Below are 17,750 nucleotides of genomic sequence, written 5' to 3' on the forward strand. Positions count from 1 at the left end.
TCGGTGCCGGCCCGGTCCGTGTCTCCAAGAGCAGCCGCACGGTTGGTGCGGGGGACCAGGTCCAGGTGCGCGTCCTGGACCGCAAGGCGACTCGGGACCTCGGAGTAGAGGGCGTGGTCCTGGCGGTCCAGCCCCAGCAGAACGCGGGTGAGGTCAAGGTCGAGCTGGACTACCAGGGCTTCCGTCACGCCTACGGTGGTGACTGGGCGTCAAGACTGCGCCTTCGTGAACTCCCGGCCTGTGCCCAGACCACACCTCAGGCTCCGGGCTGTGCGGTTTCCCGGGAACTTCCCACCACCAACGACACGGCCTCCGCCACCCTCGCGGCCACAGTTCCGCTCCAGGCCTCTGGGGCCCCGACCCTGCTGGCCGCCACCGCCGCCGCAGCCGGGTCCGCGGGCGACTTCAAGGCGACCTCGCTCGCGCCATCCGGTGCCTGGGCAGCCGGCGGCTCCAATGGCGGTTTCACCTGGAACTACGACATCGCAACCCCGGACGTGCCGGGTGACGTCGGCCCCAAGCTCCAACTGGGTTACAGCTCCCAGTCCGTCGACGGACGCACCGCCACCACCAACAACCAGGCCAACGCCATTGGCGACGGCTGGTCGATGGAGCCGGGCTACATCGAGCGCCAGTACGCGTCTTGCTCCGACGACAAGGCGGGCAGCAACAACACCACGGCCAAGGTCGGCGACCGTTGTTGGAAGACGGACAATGCCGTCATCAATCTCGGAGGTCGCACCAACCAGCTGATCCGCGACACGGCCACCGGCGCCTGGCACCTGGAGTCCGACGACGGTACCCAGATCGTCCGGCTCAACAGCACCACCAACAACAACGGGGACAACGACGGCGAGCACTGGAAGGTCACCACCCCCGACGGGACGCAGTACTTCTTCGGCCTCAACCGTCCGCCCGGCTGGACCACGGGAAAGGAGGAGACCCGCTCCACTTGGACCGTTCCGGTCTTCGGTAACCACTCCGGCGAGCCCTGCTACAAGAGCGCCTTCGAGGACGCATGGTGCCAGCAAGCCTGGCGGTGGAATCTCGATGCCGTGGTCGATCCGCACGGCGACGCCATGACCTACTACTGGGCCGAAGAGACCAACAACTACGGCCGCAACGTCGACCCGAACACCGGGAAGGCAACCGCCACCAGCTACGACCGCAGCGGCTATCTCAAGCGCATCGAGTACGGCCTGCGCTCCGACAACCACTACGCCCAGCCCACGGCCAAGGTCGACTTCACCTACGCCGAGCGCTGCCTCAGCGACTGCGGCACTTTCGACGCGGCCCATGCCAAGAACTGGCCCGACGTTCCGTTCGACCAGTACTGCGCTAACGGCAGCGAGTGCAAGAACCTCTACTCGCCCTCGTTCTGGACCAAGGTCCGCCTGACGAAGATCGACACTTCCGTCCTCTCCGGCGGTGCCTTCAAGCCGGTCGACTCCTGGTCCCTGACACACCAGTTCCCGCCGACCGGTGACAGCCTCAGCGCCCCGCTGTGGCTGGCCTCGATCACCCGTACCGGCTACACCGGCACCGGAGAGACCCCTCTCCCTGCTGTCACCTTCCAGGGCCGGACCCTGCCCAACCGCGTTGAGGGCGCCACCACCGGAGGAAGCCCGGACCCGGTCCCGGCCATGTGGCGATACCGCGTCTACGGAATCACCACCGAGACCGGCGGCACCCTCGGCATCACCTACTCGCTGCAGGACTGCAAGGCGGGCGACGTCCCGTCACCCGCCTCCAACACCCGCCGCTGCTACCCGGTCAAGTGGTCCCCGCCAGACGCACCCCAGGCCAACTACGAGCCGTACCTGGACTGGTTCCACTCGTACGTCGTCACCCAGATCCTGGAGAGCGACAACACCGGCGGAGCTCCTGCCAAGGAGACCGACTACGCCTACCTCGACGGTATGGCATGGGCCATGGCCAAGGACGACGAGTTCACCGAGGCCAAGCACCTCACGTACAGCGACCGCAAGGGCTACGCCCGCGTCCAGGTCCGTACCGGTGCAGCGCCCGACAAGGCCACGCTGAAGGAGTACCGCTACTTCCGGGGCATCGACGGAGCTGCCGTCAAGGACAGCACCGGCACGGCTGTCGCCGACAACCCGGCCTTCGCAGGTATGACCAGGGAGGAAGCCGCCTACGACGGTGACGGCGGCCCCCTGAAAACCGCGACCAGCTTCGAGCCCGGAGTCTCCGCGCCCACTGCGATCCAGAAGCGCTCCGAGGGACTGCCGGACCGCCAGGCTCTCAGCACCGCCGGCAAGGCCGAGCAGACCCGCACCGCAGTCGGCTCTGGATGGCGCACCACCGAGACGGTCCGCACCTTCGACAACTTCGGCCACGTCCTGACCGAATCCCGCCTCGGCGATACGGCGCTGACCGGCGACGAGGAGTGCACCACCACCACCTACGTGGCCAACACTGCCCTGAATCTCATCGCACTGCCGGCCGAGATCAAGACCGTCGCCAAGCCGTGCGGGACCACGCCGTCCCTGCCGAACGACCTCATCTCCACCGAGCGTCGCTACTACGACAGCGCCGGCACGCTCACGGCCGCCCCGACCAAGGGAGATGTCACCCGGCTGGAGGAGCAGGACATTGCCGGAACCGGCTTCCTGACCACGGCCCAGCACACGTACGACCAACACGGCCGGGAGCTGACCCAGACCGACGCCCTCGGGAACACGACCACCACGGCCTACACCCCGGCCACCGGTGCGCCGCCCACCTCCGAGACCGTGACCAACGCGCTCCGGCACACCGCGACCACCGACTACGACCCCCTCCGGGGCATCGCCCTCGCCAAGGTGGACGCCAACGGCAAGCGCACCGACGCGGTTTACGACGGCATCGGACGCACCCTCAAGGTCTGGCAGCCCGGCTGGTCCAAAGCAGACCACACCTCCCAGCCCTCGGCCGAGTACGCGTACAAGATCTCCCAGACCGAGACCAACGCCGTCACCACCAAGACCCTCCAGCAGGACGGCACCTACCGCATCACGTTCAGCCTCTACGACGGACTGCTGCGCGCCCGCCAAACCCAGGCACCCGCTACCGGCACGGCGAACAGCGTCCTGACCGAGACGCACTACGACACCCGCGGCTGGGCCTGGAAGAGCTACGGCAGCTACTACGCCGCCGTCGCCCCTTCCGCCACCCTCTACACGGCGACCTCCGTCAACCAGATCCCGTCCGCCGCACAGAACCTCTTCGACGGAACGGGCCGGGTCACCGATGCCCTCTCCCTGAAGAAGGGCACCGAGCAGTGGCGCACGGTCACCCAGTACGACGGTGACCGCACCACGGTCATACCGCCCAAGGGCGGCACCGCGTCCACCACGATCACGGACGCCCAGGGCCGCAAGACCGAACTGCGCCAGTACACCGATCCGGCGCGCACCGCCTACCAGTCGACGAAGTACACGTACGGCAAGTACGACGAGCCGGCCACCGTTACCGACCCCGCGGGCAACATCTGGAGCTACACCTTCGACAACCGCGGCCAGCAGGTCGCCGTCAACGACCCCGACAAGGGGCTGACCAGCCTCACCTATGACGACGAGGGGCGCCCTACCTCGGCCAAGGACGCCCGCGGCATCACCCTCACCACCGTCTACGACAAGCTCGGCCGGAAGACCGCCGTCAAGAACGGCAGCACCACCCTGACCGACTGGACCTACGACACCGTCGCCAAGGGGCAGCTCAGCTCCACCACCCGCTATGACGGTGGCGCCGCCTACACCACCAGCACCGGCGGATACACCGACCGCTACCAGCCCACGTCCGGCACCCTGACCGTCCCCTCGGCAGCCGGGCCCCTGGCCGGCACGTACACCTGGAGCTACGGCTACGACGAGGAGACCGGGGCGCTGGAGTGGACCCTCAACCCCGCCGTCGGTGACGTGCCCAGCGAGCGCGTGACCACGGTGTTCGTCGACGGACACCTTCCGTACAAGACCACCGCCGGTGCCCTGACGCTGGTCAACTCCACTCAGTACGACACCTTCGACCGTCCCACCCGTACCGAGTTCGGCGGAACCCTGGGCAAGAAGGTCTACAAAACTCAGACCTACGACGAGCACACGGGACGGCCCACGGGTCAGACGGTGGACCGTGACGTGGCGCCGCAACGGGTCGATGACACCACCTGGACCTATGACCCGGCCGGAAACATCACCGGTACGACCACGGTCAGCGGCCAGGATGCCGATGCCTCGACCGACCGTCAGTGCTTCGCCAACGACGTACTCGGCCGCCTGACCTCGGCCTGGACAGCCAAGACCGACTGCGCCTCTGCCCCGTCCACCGGCACCGTCGGCGGTCCGGACGCCTACTGGCTCTCCTACGGCTACGACAAGCTGGGCAACCGCACCACCCAGACCGACCAGCTCGCCGGCGCAGCCACTACCTACGCCCACTCGGCCCCGAACACGGGCCTCCCGCACGGCGTCCAGCAGGCGACCGTCACGGGCGGCCCTGACAACGGCCGCACGTCGACCTTCAAGTACGACGAGGTCGGCAACACGACGAAGCGCGTCATCGGCACGAAGGCCCAGGACCTCACCTGGGACACCGAAGGCCACCTCAAGACCCTCGCCGAAGCGGGCAAGACCACCAGCTACCTCTATGACAGTGACGGCGACCGGCTCGTCACCAAGAATCCGGACGGCAGCAGCATCCTGTCCCTGCCGAACGGCGACGAGCTCAAGGCGTCGGCGACCGGAGCCAAGACAGGCACCCGCTACTACACCCACGCCGGCCAGACCGTCGCGGTCCGCACCGGATCCGAAGTCTCCTACCTCATCTCCGACCACCAGGGCACGGCGATGACTGCGATCGCCCTGACCACGCTCGCAGTCACCCGCCGCAAACAGCTCCCGTTCGGCGAACTCCGCACCAACCAATCCTCAGCCTTCGGACCCCGCGGCTTCGTCGGCGGCACCAACGACCCCACCGGCCTCACCCACCTCGGAGCCCGCGAGTACGACCCCACGCTGGGCCGCTTCCTCTCCGTCGACCCCATCATCGACACCGGCGACCCCGCCCAGATGAACGCCTACAGCTACGCCCACAACAACCCGGTCACCAAGTCGGACCCCGACGGCCTCCGCCCCGACGGCCCCGCCGGCGGCGCCTCGTACAACGACGAACGCTGGGCAAACGACCGGGGCATGACCGCCGGCTACACCTACAAGAGCGGCACCTGGATCTGGCACCAGAGCCCGCGCAAGGACTACAGCTCTCAACTGCGGTATCGGGCCTACCGGGCAAACCCGGCTCACTACAAGGTCTATCACTACAATGCGAAAGCCGTAGCGCAAGCCAAGGCGAAAGCCGTCCAGCGTGCGACAGACAGTAAGAAGAGCTGGTGGGAGAAACATAAGAGCGCTATAATCCATCAGGCCATCAACTTCGGTGTCGCATTTATTGCGGGTACTGCCGCTATTGCGATATGTGCTGGTACGGCGGGACTTGGGTGCATCGTCGCGGGTGCGGTAGTGGGGGCGATGGTTGGAACTCCGGCCCATCTGATTGCAGATAAGGCGATGGGTCATGAGACAACAGGTGGGGAAGCAGTTGGGTACCTTGTCAAATCGGCGTCCAGTGGAGCCTTCCAAGGCGCATTCCGGTACAAGAATGAGGGGAAGAGCCCTCTCGTTGTCGGCGGACTCTTGGCCTGGAGAGGGGCCACGGCTGCCGGTCGTGGGATCAGTCAGGGAGTGAGTGCCGCCGGCCGGGGCGCCTCACGAGCCGTGGCGTCCGTGAGGCGCGGATATAGCGGAGGCTGAGGAAATTGCAATTCATACGGGAAGTCTCTTCGGCTGTTTGGCTTGCGCCAGCTCACCGAGAGGGTTTCTATGCCAGCGCGAGCACGCCTCTTGGTCGGGTCTCCTTGGCTCGGGGCCCAGGCGATCGCAGCAATCCCGAGTCCGCCGCCGACGCATGGGAGGACTGGGTCCTTTCTCTTGCGGGGGGTCCTAGATTGAAGGTCTGCGGACTTGCAACTCCTGGGTTCCTTTCGCGCAAGTTGCTCCGGAGAGGTGTTGTGGCCGTCTTGGATGGCAAGGCGTGCCAAATTGCAACTCACTCGGCTCTTTCCCGGGCGAAACGCTCAGTCCGACTTTTTGGGGAGGTGGTTGATTTGGCCTTCTCGGTCAATGGATTGCGTATCGAATTGTCGGATAGCGGTGAGCTCAAAGGTGTACGGAGAGCCGGAAGTTGGGAACTCCCCACTCCAACTGCACATGCCATCCTTGGCGCATGTCTGTTCGAGTGGGCGGGCATGGACCACTTTCTTCGCACACCTGGCCTTCGAGTTCTGTAGTCGAGGTGGACGGGTTGTTGCGTAGGTGAGAAGGGCAGTGCGGCGTCATCCAGGAATTGGGCGGCGCCCCCAACCCGCGAGGATCGCGTGCCGTTGAGAGTGGTGTGCGACCTCTCGACTCATCAGCGCAGGATCATCCTGGGCGCGGGCTCTCAGACGCTAATGGAGTACCGTCTGGGCTTCTCGTATGAGCTGCCGAAGCAGGTCCGTCCGGTGTGAGGGGCTGGGGCTCGGGGGCGCCAGCCCTCGCTGTGCCGGGCGACCGCCCGATCACGTTCATTGTGTCTCTTCCCGTGCGCTGCGGCGTGCGGCCTGGACTTTGTGCCAGGGGTTTTGGGAGCGGGACTGGGCGCGGTCGAGGTATTCGCGTTTTACCGTCGCCGAGCCGGGCTTCCAGCGGCCCTGGTGGGTGGGGTCGCCGCCGGCGTCCGCGATTTCCTGGGCGCCGCCGCGGCGCAGGCCGTGCGAGGTGATCAGGTGCCAGCCGGACAGCCGGGCCAGGTAGGCGCGGTGGCGAATCCAGTCGTTGAGGGCGTCACCCGTGACGTATTCGCCCCGGGCGGTCGCGGCCGCCCGGTTCTGGAGGCGGCCCTTTGAGGTGAGAGCGCGCATGAGCGGGCCCTCGTGGATGCCCATCCGGTGGAGGCAGCTCAGCCAGTCCCGTACGGCCGACACCGGATCGTAGAGGGGAGAGCCGGCCAGGTCGGCCGGGATGAACGTGCTTTCTCCCTTTCCCTCTTGGTCGGTCTTGGAGTAGGCGATCCAGAGGTCGACCCCCGTGTCCTCGACCTCGACGTCGTCGATGTCCAGGTCGGCCAGCTCGATACGGCGGTTGAGGGCGCCGCGGCCCACCAGCAGCGCGCACCGGTCCCGCAGCCCGGCTGGTGTGCGCAGGTCACAGGTGTCGACCATGGCGCGCAGCATCGGCTCGGTGATGGCAGGCGCCTTGCGGACACGGTTCCGTTTGCCCCATTCCTTGCGGTACTCGGCCAGCATTCCGCGCGCCTCGGTCGTCCCCGGCCGCTGGTCCTCCGGCATCCACGTACGGACGCCGGACATGTATGTCCGGATCGTGTTCGGAGCCATCTCGCGGGCAATGAGGCCGGCGACCCACTCCACGTACGTTGCCGTCGTGCAGGGCCGCGCCACCCGGCCCATAGCCTCACACCATTCGGCGAAGTTCCTGCGCTGGCTGCTGTAGTTGCGGTTGGTGTTGGCTGGCGCGGCCTTGTTCTTCAGGCGCTCCGCCGTCGTCGGCGACACCTCGAAGTCCCGGCGCGTGTACGTCGGTGCGTCGGCCTCGGTGGGTACCGCCTCGCCCGGTTGGAGGATGGTGTGCCGGTCGAGCAGGGGGCGAGGCGCCGCTGCGGGCGGGACGGTGGCCGGCAGCAGTGCGTCGTCGACGAGTTCGGCTTCGAGCACTTCGTCCTCCTCGGCCGGCATCTCTCCCGTCGACCCCTGATGCCCGGTCATGAGCCTCTCCCCTGACGATCGTTCCTGGACAATCACCCTTGTATAAGGGAATTTATACGAGGGTGGGGGAGGTGAGTAGCCGCGTGACCCACACGGGTAGGAAGCCCGCGATCTTGTGATGCTGGGCAGTAGACCGCCTTCCAACCCCGTACCGGCGCGGGGCTGGACCCTGCCGCAGCACTCACGCGCAGTTGGGGCAGTCGGTGACGTGGGTGGTGTGTAGGGACTTGATCAGGGCGAAGTCGCGGTCGACGACACGACTGGAGGACGAGGCGATGGCGCCGAGTCCTACCTGCTTACCGTTCTTGAGGACCAAGCCGGGAGTCGGCGACGGGGCCAAGCCGGGACCAGCACCGGTGATGACCGTGGCGATCGCGCACCACGGAACGACCTTCGATCGTCCCAGGCCACGTTCGGTCAGACCCGTGGAGTCGATCTCTACTCCCATGACCCAGCTGCGGAACACAATCCAGAGACTGCCTGCGCCAATGACGACGTAGAGCACTATGCCGAAGGGATCTCCGGCGACCGACCCGCTGATCAGCATCCCACCGGCCAACAGCGCAAACACACACCCCACGAGGAACAGGACTATCTGCTGCCCTGGCCTGTGGAGAGAGGTGGGTATCGGGCTCGGTGAAGTGGGCTCCATGGCCACGACCCTAAGCCGCAGCCGTACACCGCGTACGGGTTTTCAGGATCACAAGATCAGCGGGCAACGCCCGCTGAATTCGGCCAGCGCGTTGCATTGCCGCCAATCCCCGGCATTCTGGCCACTTCGCCGCTGACCTCGCGCTAGACAAGAAGCCGGGGCTGTCGTCCGCTGCCCCGGTTCTGGCGGGGGGCTGGGCGCTTGCTGACGATCAACGTGGCGGTACTGCTGGTGGTCATCGTTGCGCTGCGGCTGCGCCGGCGTACCGAAGCCCGGAGCCGGTTCGACGAGAAGATGACCGTGGTCATCGTCCTGGCGCTGGGCATCATGCTTGCCCCCACCGGCGTCGGCCAGGGCATCGCCGGCTTCCTCGGTCAGCTCGTCAGCGGTATCTCCCAGGCGGGCCAGTGACCTTGGCCAACTCCCTTCACGCACCGCTCCGGCGGCATACGGCGGACTCGTCGCCTGTGCGGAGTGGCTTGTGAGTGCGCGTCGTCGTCCGGTCCGGCGCACTGCTCGGCGGTCCCGGCGGCGGAAGAACCAGCACATGGGGCAGGTGCTCCTGGCTGCTTTCGCGGTCACGGTCGTTCTCAGCCTGGCGGCCGCCGCGCTGCGGTGGCTGGCCGAGCACCCGTGGGTCGTGGTCCTCGCCGTCCTGGCGGCGGCCGGGACGTGCGGGGCCTGGATGTGGCGGCGCGGGGAAGCAGCCCGATGGGACCAGGTTCGCGCGCAGGGCCTGCGCTACGCGGTGGAGCAGCTGGACCGTCTGCACCACACGCAGTTCGAGTTCGCGGTGCGCGACCTCATGCACCGGGACGGGTGCGCCGACGCACAGCGGGTCGGTGGCCGCGGTGACAACGGCGCGGATGTGAAGGCCACCGATCCGTACGGGAGGCGCTGGGTGATCCAGTGCAAGCACCGCAAGGCCGGCTGGTCCGGGAAGCCGGTCGGTACCCCCGATCTCCACGTCCTCAACGGCACCGGCCGCCAGGTCCACAGCGGCGACGTCCTGGTGATGCTCACCAATGGCCGCATCACGAGCAACGCCGTGGACTTCGCCGAGTCCCAGCACTTGCACCTGGTGGACCGCAGGGTGCTCGCCGAGTGGGCCGCCGGCTCGCGCCCCCTGTGGGAGCTGCTGCGGGCTGTACCTCCGCCGCGGCGCCGGTCCCCCCTCTCCTAGGGGCAAGTGGGACTGCCCTTACGCGATGTGCGTGGCCCTGGCGTTGTCAGTGGGCGGGTCTACCTTGGGAGGTTGCGGCCGAGCGGGCCGTCGTCGTGCACCTCCCCGACTCGTCAAGGGATGGACCACCCATGGCTCATGTTCGAGGTCACTACCGCAAGGACGGCACCTACGTCCGGCCGCACTCGCGGCGAAGCCGGCCCACGTCGGCTCGTACCATTCCGTCGTCCCGGGCGGCATCTCGTCCTCCGCTCCCGCCGGACGTGGTGCTGACCACGGGTGTGCGGGGGCACTACCGGGCGGACGGTACCTACGTGCGGCCTCACCGTCGGCGAATCGGGGCTCCGGCGGCCGCGGCCGCCGCAGGTGGCGGGGGCGCGACGCAGACGTCGAACCCGTCGGCCCCGGCAACCGCCGTGGCCACACCGGGCGGATTACCCCGGTAGATCAGCAGAACAAGCGAGGGCCAGGCCATCGGCTGGGCCCTTGTCTTGTCCCGTGGGGAAAACTTGCAGGGCCCGGAGTCGGGCACATGCCCGGATAGCGAACGCACAGTGCTTTTTACGGCAGCAGCACGGTGGGCGCCGCGCGCTTTGGTGAGGCAACGGCCTTGCGGCGCTGACCCCCGCGAACCCGCACTGTGCCGTTGAATGCGAAGCAAGCCCTGACGTCCCTTCATGCTCTGCCACTCGCAGGCGAACTGGACAGCGGCCTGCGCCCCTGTGTCGCCGCTGACATCGCGAGGTTCAGTCCGCCTGGCCAGCGCGGCCCTGTACACGGGGTCGCCGGGTGCGACCGGGCCAGTGAGCTTGGCACCACCGGGTTCCGCGAGCTGTAGCGAGATGCGTGACGTCCCGCCGTACCAGAGGATCAGCCAGTCGTCGGCGGTGTCCTCCTCGGGGACGCTGAACCGGATGGTCGCCGCGCCGCTCACGGTCCGCTTGGTGGATGCCGCCGCGGGGCGAAGACGCCGCAGGCGGGGAGGGCTTGCCTCTTCAGCGCCATGCGGGCTTCCACCACCTTCTCGCGGGGGAGGAGCGGAAGTCAGAGCCGCGGCTCCATTCAGAAGCGCCGAAGGGCCGACAGGGGGGCTCTCTCGGGCTGGACTTGGACGCAACGGCGGCATCCCCTGGTGCCGGGGGCATCTCGATGACGCCGTCCTGGAGGTCGTTCAGCCGGTCGCGGTCCACGCTCGTCACCCAGAACCTGTCGAGCTTTGTTCCCCTGCGAAGTTCGACGGGTACGATCGTTCCGGCGGCCGTTTGGCGCACGAGGTCATCGAAAAGTACGTCGCGCGGTTTGGGAGTGACGTGGGGTTTGCCGCACCGGCGGACCCCATCCGGGCAGGGGTAGAGAGCCCGGAGGTCGCAGAGCCAGAAGTCCAGTGCACGGTATCCGGAGATCACGCGGAGGTCACCCGTCTTTGCGATGACGTGCGCCGGCAGGTTGTTGCTCCGAGTCCACTGGGTGTCGCTGCGCCGTGCGTAGTCTTCCCGGTCGGTGTGCCAGGCAGGGGTGATGCCATGCTTCACGGCCTTCACCGCCCGGACCTTCACACTGCTCAGGTCATCGAGCTCGGCTTCGGCCACGGCCGCACCGCCGTCCTCGTCCACACGGCCGGATGCCGCCTCGCGACGGACCGCACCCGGCCCGCCACCCGCGCCCAGGCCCTCCACTCACTGCGCCATCCCGCAGCTGAAACATGTGCGGTCTGCGGCGCGGGCCGCGAGCTCGGCGTCACCGATCCCTGACCCGGCCTGGCGCTCGTCAGGAGGCCGCTGTGGACCTGCCAGTGTCAGAGCCGCAAGAGGCTTCACCCCGGATTCGGGGAGCGCACGGGGTCGGCGGCGGGCTGAGCCCTTCCAGACACCATGCTGTGCGGCCGGAAGGCGGCGCATGGGGAGCGCGGCGGCTGTGGTTCGCGAGGTTCGACCAGGACCCGGCGTGATGCTGATGGCCCAGGTGGGGTCCCTGATCCACGTGTGACGAAGCATGGAATCACTCCGCCGGAAAACGCCGAGATTCGTATCTGATTATGTGCGGTCATTTAAGGAGAGTGCTGGCTTGAATCAAACATCGCTCTTGAGGTGAATCTGAGATTCCCATGTGACCTAAGGCACAGTCTGATGAAAAAGATTGATAGCTAAGCGTGAAGCCGTACAAGCTCTGAGGGACGGAAAGATCACCCGCCAGCGAATGTCGAGTACGAGGCGGGTGGCTCTGAATTGAAGAGACCTAGGAGTGAAATGAAGCGCGTACATTTTTCGCCTCACCGGCGTGGAATCGCCACGGTTCTGGCCATGGCGGGCGTGGCAGTCGCGCTGACCGCGACCACGGGTGCCGGAGTGTCCTATGCGGATGACGGCAAGCCGTTAGGCGTCCCCGAAAGCTCGCTGTCCGCGGACGGCAAGTTCTTCACGCCCGGCCCCAACACGCTGGTCAAGCGGAACTCCAGCGCGGCCGAAAGCGGCGAACTGTCAACTGAAGCCCCGAGTTCCATATCCCCTGCGCCCGCAGGGACGACTGACTTCTACTGGATCAAGAACGCGCACTGGATCAGCCAGTCGTGCGGAACCGATGTGATCCAGGAAACCAGTGGCGGGGGCAAGACCACCCTCGTCCTGACGGTCGACAAGACTGTCTCCGCCACCGTCACGAAGGAGATCAACGTCGACCTGAAGTACGTCTCGGCAGGCATGGGCTGGAGCGTCACCAGCACCTACGGCGTCAAGAACGAGACGCGTTTCGAGGTGCCCGACGGCAAGTTCGGGACCGTCCAGGCCTTCCCGCTCTACGACGTGTTCGAAGGAGAGGCCTGGTCAGGCGCTGGCGGCGAGTTCCCCACGGGGAAGAGGGTATGGGCCTACAAGCCCGTGGGCGTCTGCTTCAACCAGTGGGTACAGTGATCACACACTGAAGATACGATCAGAATGAGGTGCAGCCCCATGGCCTGGAAAAAGAAGCCCCTAGTCTTTGGGGCTGCCTTCATTTTCTTACTTACCGGATGTGAAAGCGGGCCAGATTCGGACGCTGAACCCACTTCGACCGGCATGCAGGTTACTGCTCTGAGTGAATTGGAAGCGATCAGCATCGCCGACGATCCGCTTGCCGATGCAGAGGGCACCTCCTCCGGTACTCTCAAAATCCTCGCCGAACTTCAGGACGGGCAGGATCGCATCATCATGTTCGCGAATGGCGACTCCTGCGGAATTCAGGTCGGCGCAAAAGGAGATCAAAAGGCCAATCGGATTCACCTCGTGTCGAAGTGGCCGACCGGCGATGAGGGCAGTAACAGCTACCCTGCCGGACCATACAACAGCGTCTCCGGCGGCGGCCCCCAAAAATGGGTATCACTGCTCTGCAGCAAGAACGCCATGGTGATCGAATATGCCTCCGATGAATCCGAAGCACCAGTGAATCCGCGTGGCCATGTCACAGTCACGCAGGCCTCCGACCGTCCAGTGACCTCACGGATCATCGTCGGAGAGCGGAAGGTACGCGAACAGATCGCGGACGGAGCGAAAGCACAGGGAACCCGAAACGCCAGCCCTCCTCCCCGATAGCGCACCATGCGCAGCGTGCTTCCGAACCAGACCCGGCGCAGGGCTGATTCAAGGTATGGGTGATCTTGATGGAGTGCAGGTCAGGCCACGCCGAGTAGATCGAGTGCGCTGCTGAAGGGTGCGTAGGAGACCTTGTGCAGGCCAGCGGCGATGCTGAGGTGCCATGCCGCAGGGAGGGTATTGATCGCCGAGTTCCGCAGGGTGTCCACGTTCTCCGGTTCGGGTCTGGTGCGTATCTTCGAGCCGTCCTCGGCGAAGGCGTGTCCCCGACGAAGCGGACCCGGTTCTCGATCAGCCGTTGCGATCTGGCCAGGTGCCCGATCCGCCACGGCGATGCCTGGCGGGCCGTCAAGTCGCTGACCACGTAGACGGTCTGCCGGGTGACCTTGCCAGTTTTCAGGTCGGTGCGATGCCGCAGGATCTTCGCGGCCTGCACCGCGTACGGGAAGTCCAGGCCGAAGGTCGGTGACGGTCAGCACCCGGGTCGAGCGGCTCTCGCGGCGGCCGTGTCCGCGCTCGCGGTCGTATCGGCGCGCGGTGACCTTGTTCCACGGCAGGGACCGCAACGCGTCGGACAGGCCCGGCTGGTTGCCTTGACCACGACGTGGCTTTGTTCACGCGTTGCGGGTTCTGGCACACATTCCGTGAACGATCTTGCTGACTCTCCGCCAGCATGGCGGTGCGCACCACGTGAGCTGCCCGGATTCGATGTCACGGCAGGCTGATGAAGCCCGAATCAAGATCGTTCACGGAATGTGTGCCAGAACCGCGTTGCGAAGTCAGTTGTTCACGGGTTTGGAAGGCGCCCGGTCGGCGCCGAGGTCGATGTCCACGAGAAATGGGCCTGCGCACCGGCTACGACCCGTACGGCCGCCTGGTCCTGCACAACCCCACCACCGGCGCTCTCGCCCTCGAACGCCCCCGGGCGCTGCCGAGCACGCCGTACCCCGACAACGCCGAGATCCTGGCCACCCCGGGCAACATGACCGGCTTCGTGCTGCTGCCGGACGGCCGCTGCGACATCCTGCCCACCGATCCCCGCTACACCTTCGACGACATCACCTGGGGGTACGGCGGCACCGGCCCGGACGTCTTCGCACAGGCCTTGGCCTTCGCCGCACTTCCCCACCCCGACCCCGAGCGCCCCCTGACCCTGAACGACCGCCCCGAGCAGGCGCGTACGGCCATGATGGAGATCACCGAGGACGGCTCCCAATACGACCCGTTCCGGATCAGTGTGGCCACCCTGCGCGCCCGCGCGGCCTCCAACCCCGGCTAAGTCCAGTGCCCTGCCTGCGGAAAGTCGCCAGTGACCATCACCGTTTGCACCTGGTGACACGGTTCATACCGATGCCTCCACAGGCGGTCGGCGTCCCGTGTGATGAGGTAGGTCTGCGCGAGATTGCAGCGCATGTACACAAGGGGGCAGGAATGCAGGGCACCGTACGACGAGGGTCGTGGCGGAGGGCGGCGGGCGTCACCGTCGCAGCGCTGGCGGTTAGCGCAGGATCGGTGATGCCTGCGGCAGCCGACACGGCCCCGCCGGACTACCTCACGCCCATGAAGGCTCAGGAGATGTGGAAGGTCGCAGACGGCAGCGGCATTACGGTGGCCGTCGTCGACAGCGGCTTCAAGGAAGTCCCGGGCGTGCGGAGCGAGTCCGTCCTTCCAGGCGTGTCGATGATGTCGCCGCCGGTCGAGGAGCCGGACAAGAAGTACTCGCCGCACGACGATGTCGACGGGCACGGGACCACCATGACCGCGGCGATCGTCGGCGACGGCTCAGGAGGCGGCCCGAAGGGCCTGGCTCCCGGCGCCAAGGTCATGCCCGTCCGCACCAGTCTCGGCACGGCCATGGGCTTTGCCGCAGGCGCCGAAGGTGCCCAGGGGATCCGGTACGCGGCCGACCACGGGGCCAAGATCATCAATTTGAGCTGGGGCGACTACTACGTCTTCGAAAAGATCAAGGCGGCTGTCCAGTATGCCCAGAGCAAGGGGGTACTCGTCTTCGCTGCCATGGGAAATGAGGGCGAGGGCAACAACGCGAACAACTTGACCGCCATGGTTCCGGGAGTCATCGGCGTAGGAGCCATCGACGAGACGGGGATGCCGCTGAAGCTCTCCTCCCACGGGCCGGACACGGACCTGGCCGCATACGGCAGCAAGGCCCGGATCCGCTGCAAGGAGAACACCGTCTGGTGCGTGTCTGACGGAGGCACCTCGTACGCCACTGCCCTGGCCTCCGCCTCCGCCGCGCTCGTATGGTCGGCTCACCCCGACTGGACCGCAAATCAGGTCGCCCGCGTCCTCATCGAGACCGCCGGCGGCGCCGAGGGCTACAAGCGCACCGACTGGACCGGCTACGGGGCGGCTCGCCCGCGCATGGTGCTGCTGGAGAAGGCAGGCAACCCGGGGGCACCTGACGTCGACCCCCTGGCCCCGGCCCCCACGAACACCCCCGCCCCGACCCCCACCCCCAGCCAGACAGCTGCGGCCCCGGCGGAAGCTGCGTCTGCGGAAGCGGGCCTGCCCTGGCAGTGGCTGGCACTCGGCGCCGTCGTCGCCGCGGGCCTCGGCCTCGCCGGCACGCTGATCGTCAAGCGCCGCCGCAGCTGATCCTTCACCCAGATCCCCGACGGCCGCCTCCTGACAGGGCAGACCCCGACTGGATGCCGGGTGGGGCCTGCCCTGTGCGGGGGCCGGGGCCGATGCCGGGGGCCATCACCGTTTGCGGCTGGTGAGCCGTCGGAGCACAGAATCGGGCGGAGGCCGGTCAGCTGTCCGGAGATCCTCACCTGAGGGAGCATGTTCGAGGGACCATTCGGGTTGAGGGAGGGCTGTGGCCTCCCCCGCTTGCCTGGCTGAAGGGGGATCTCGGATGAGAACGCGTCAAAAACGCGGCGGCACACCTGGGCCGCCGACCCCCTGGAGCGAGGTCGCACCGAGGCTGTGGATGGGCGGCCACCAGTGGACCGATGCTCTTGGGCAGAGCATGCCGCGGTCGTCGGCAGCGAATTTGACCTCGTCATCAGCCTGTTCTCCCGACCAGGCCATGGCCCTGAGCCGGGCGTTGACCATCTGATCGCCGAGATCCCCGATGGCCCGCTCACTGCCGAGCAGATCCAGGTCGTCTAGCAGCTGGCCACTACCGCGGCCCACGCGGTGCGGCGCGGGTGTACGGCTCTGGTCCGCTGCAACGCCGGCTACAACCGCTCCGGCCCGGTGGTGGCGCAAGCCCTCATCGAGCTGGGCCAGCCCGCAATGACGGCGATCCAGCTCAGCCGGGAAGGGCGGTCGCCCTGGGCTTTGAACAATCAGATGTTCGTGGAGTACCTCACCACAGGCCTCGATGTTGCCTCGCTCCTGGTCGGCCTGGACACCACTACCTGACCGTATGGAGGTTGAAAATCGACCTCAGACCATAAAACTTGCCGTCTATGGTCAGCGTCGAACGGGGATCGAACTTGCTCGGTGTTTTCCCAGTTCACCAGATGTGTGAGGGGCTGCGGGCCGATCCTGTGCTGAGCGACAACGCAGCACGGAGGCCGGGATCGTGGGACTGGTCGAGCATGAGGTTCAACGAGACGCGTTGACGGTGGTGGCGGAGTTCCGCCCGGAGCGACGCTCTGTTCGAGCTGTGCGACGTGCTGCTGTGCACCGATGGACCGGTCCGCACCCTCGTGGACCTGACGCTCGCTCCCGAGCATCGGCGCGGGCACTGGGCCTTGTACTCCGGGATCAACCACGGTCGGATCGACGTTGCCCGGCTGCGGCGGGCACTGACCAGCGTCCCGCTTCCCCGAGCCGGCGACGGTCGGCTGGTGCTGGCGGTGGATGTCTCGCCGTGGTTGCGGCCGGACGCCGACACTTCCTCGGACCGCTCCTTCTGCCACACCTTCGGCCGCGGCCTGGGCAAGCACCAGATGGTGCCCGGCTGGCCGTACTCGATCGTCGCCGCCTTGGAGACTGGCCGGACCTCGTGGACACCAATGCTGGACGCGATCCGCTGCTGGTCGCGGAACCGTTTTGTCGGCGAGCATCCACCCCCATGTCGTCAGGGAGATCCGGTAGATCCGCGCGGAGGACTTCGCGATGCCGGCGGCGGTGAGGTACCGCTCGACCGCCGCGGTGTACGACGTTGGCGGGGCGGACAGCGGCACGACCCGGGCGCGCGGCAGGCGGAGCGCGCGCCCGCTCCCGAGTTCGGTCACCGGTTCGATCGCCACGTCCGCCTCGCCCTCCCGGAACTGCCGCAGTAAATGCGTACACCTCACCCGTGGTGGCCGGAGAGCCCGCCGCAGGTCGCGATGATCATCGTAGAGGCCCTGCCGCAGTAAATCCGGCATTTACTGCGGAACATGAGAGGCCGATACGGATGAGGGGCGTGACCCACGCCGTGCGAGTCCTCCCCTGAACCGCTAGCGCTTGACGCGGTTGCGGATGGCTAAGGGTTGTCCCGTAACTGCTGGTCACAGGTGAGATGATCTTGGTGTGGCTGGTGTGATCACGGCGTCGGAGCCGTCTTGGATAGCCCCGTTC

12 protein-coding genes and 1 pseudogene are annotated in these 17,750 nt (G+C 66.8%); 10 read left to right on the plus strand and 3 right to left on the minus strand.

Going from position 1 to position 17,750, the window contains the following annotated elements:
• Positions 1 to 65: 65 nt before the first annotated feature.
• Positions 66 to 5,804 carry an RHS repeat-associated core domain-containing protein gene (locus ACIQU4_RS39245; RefSeq protein WP_403741701.1) on the plus strand — a complete coding sequence of 1,913 codons (5,739 nt, stop codon included), beginning with the start codon at positions 66 to 68 and terminating at the stop codon, positions 5,802 to 5,804.
• Positions 5,805 to 6,616: 812 nt separating this feature from the next.
• On the opposite strand, the gene ACIQU4_RS39250 is transcribed toward ACIQU4_RS39245, so the two are convergent.
• Complete coding sequence (locus ACIQU4_RS39250) at positions 6,617 to 7,813, minus strand: integrase (RefSeq protein WP_403741705.1); 1,197 nt, start codon at positions 7,811 to 7,813, stop codon at positions 6,617 to 6,619.
• A gap of 181 nt (positions 7,814 to 7,994) precedes the next feature.
• A complete protein-coding gene (locus ACIQU4_RS39255; protein WP_403741708.1) occupies positions 7,995 to 8,465 on the minus strand; it encodes a hypothetical protein in 471 nt (156 codons plus the stop codon).
• 201 nt (positions 8,466 to 8,666) lie between these two features.
• On the opposite strand from ACIQU4_RS39255, the gene ACIQU4_RS39260 reads away from it, so the two are divergent.
• Positions 8,667 to 8,876 (plus strand): hypothetical protein, encoded by a 210-nt coding sequence (locus ACIQU4_RS39260; protein WP_403741710.1) that lies wholly within the window; start codon positions 8,667 to 8,669, stop codon positions 8,874 to 8,876.
• 136 nt (positions 8,877 to 9,012) lie between these two features.
• Positions 9,013 to 9,648: a restriction endonuclease gene (locus ACIQU4_RS39265; protein ID WP_403741713.1), complete on the plus strand. Its 636-nt coding sequence runs from the start codon at positions 9,013 to 9,015 to the stop codon at positions 9,646 to 9,648.
• Positions 9,649 to 10,643: 995 nt separating this feature from the next.
• Here ACIQU4_RS39265 and ACIQU4_RS39270 read toward each other — a convergent pair.
• On the minus strand, positions 10,644 to 11,261 hold the full coding sequence (locus ACIQU4_RS39270) for a hypothetical protein (RefSeq protein ID WP_403741744.1): 618 nt from the start codon (positions 11,259 to 11,261) through the stop codon (positions 10,644 to 10,646).
• Between ACIQU4_RS39270 and ACIQU4_RS39275 the strand changes: the two genes are divergently transcribed.
• The 7 genes and pseudogenes from ACIQU4_RS39275 to ACIQU4_RS39305 form a co-directional block, all read left to right on the plus strand.
• The gene (locus tag ACIQU4_RS39275) at positions 11,172 to 11,399 is read left to right on the plus strand and encodes a DUF6233 domain-containing protein (protein WP_403741716.1); all 228 of its coding nucleotides are present in this window, start codon (positions 11,172 to 11,174) and stop codon (positions 11,397 to 11,399) included. The genes ACIQU4_RS39270 and ACIQU4_RS39275 overlap by 90 nt on opposite strands.
• 495 nt (positions 11,400 to 11,894) lie before the next feature.
• Positions 11,895 to 12,554: a hypothetical protein gene (locus tag ACIQU4_RS39280; RefSeq protein ID WP_403741718.1), complete on the plus strand. Its 660-nt coding sequence runs from the start codon at positions 11,895 to 11,897 to the stop codon at positions 12,552 to 12,554.
• A 39-nt stretch (positions 12,555 to 12,593) separates the two neighbouring features.
• Positions 12,594 to 13,211, plus strand: a complete 618-nt coding sequence (locus tag ACIQU4_RS39285) for a hypothetical protein (RefSeq protein WP_403741720.1) — start codon at positions 12,594 to 12,596, stop codon at positions 13,209 to 13,211.
• Positions 13,212 to 14,049: 838 nt separating this feature from the next.
• A complete protein-coding gene (locus ACIQU4_RS39290) occupies positions 14,050 to 14,490 on the plus strand; it encodes a hypothetical protein (protein WP_403741723.1) in 441 nt (146 codons plus the stop codon).
• Between the two features lie 236 nt (positions 14,491 to 14,726).
• On the plus strand, positions 14,727 to 15,827 hold the full coding sequence (locus tag ACIQU4_RS39295) for a S8 family serine peptidase (RefSeq protein WP_403741726.1): 1,101 nt from the start codon (positions 14,727 to 14,729) through the stop codon (positions 15,825 to 15,827).
• A 546-nt stretch (positions 15,828 to 16,373) separates the two neighbouring features.
• Positions 16,374 to 16,601, plus strand: a complete 228-nt coding sequence (locus ACIQU4_RS39300) for a hypothetical protein (protein ID WP_403741729.1) — start codon at positions 16,374 to 16,376, stop codon at positions 16,599 to 16,601.
• 236 nt (positions 16,602 to 16,837) lie between these two features.
• Positions 16,838 to 17,218: pseudogene (locus ACIQU4_RS39305) on the plus strand (transposase); the annotation flags it as partial.
• Positions 17,219 to 17,750: the final 532 nt, after the last annotated feature.

Source organism: Streptomyces sp. NPDC090741 (genome assembly GCF_044769045.1).
Classification (GTDB): domain Bacteria; phylum Actinomycetota; class Actinomycetes; order Streptomycetales; family Streptomycetaceae; genus Streptomyces.

Excerpts from the sequence above, each read along its gene's own strand:
- ACIQU4_RS39250 (WP_403741705.1), bottom strand. The coding sequence starts at position 7,813 with ATGACCGGGCATCAGGGGTCGACGGGAGAGATGCCGGCCGAGGAGGAC.
- ACIQU4_RS39255 (WP_403741708.1), bottom strand. The coding sequence starts at position 8,465 with ATGGAGCCCACTTCACCGAGCCCGATACCCACCTCTCTCCACAGGCCA.
- ACIQU4_RS39265 (WP_403741713.1), top strand. The coding sequence starts at position 9,013 with ATGGGGCAGGTGCTCCTGGCTGCTTTCGCGGTCACGGTCGTTCTCAGC.
- ACIQU4_RS39275 (WP_403741716.1), top strand. The coding sequence starts at position 11,172 with ATGCTTCACGGCCTTCACCGCCCGGACCTTCACACTGCTCAGGTCATC.
- ACIQU4_RS39280 (WP_403741718.1), top strand. The coding sequence starts at position 11,895 with ATGAAGCGCGTACATTTTTCGCCTCACCGGCGTGGAATCGCCACGGTT.
- ACIQU4_RS39285 (WP_403741720.1), top strand. The coding sequence starts at position 12,594 with ATGGCCTGGAAAAAGAAGCCCCTAGTCTTTGGGGCTGCCTTCATTTTC.
- ACIQU4_RS39290 (WP_403741723.1), top strand. The coding sequence starts at position 14,050 with ATGGGCCTGCGCACCGGCTACGACCCGTACGGCCGCCTGGTCCTGCAC.
- ACIQU4_RS39295 (WP_403741726.1), top strand. The coding sequence starts at position 14,727 with ATGCCTGCGGCAGCCGACACGGCCCCGCCGGACTACCTCACGCCCATG.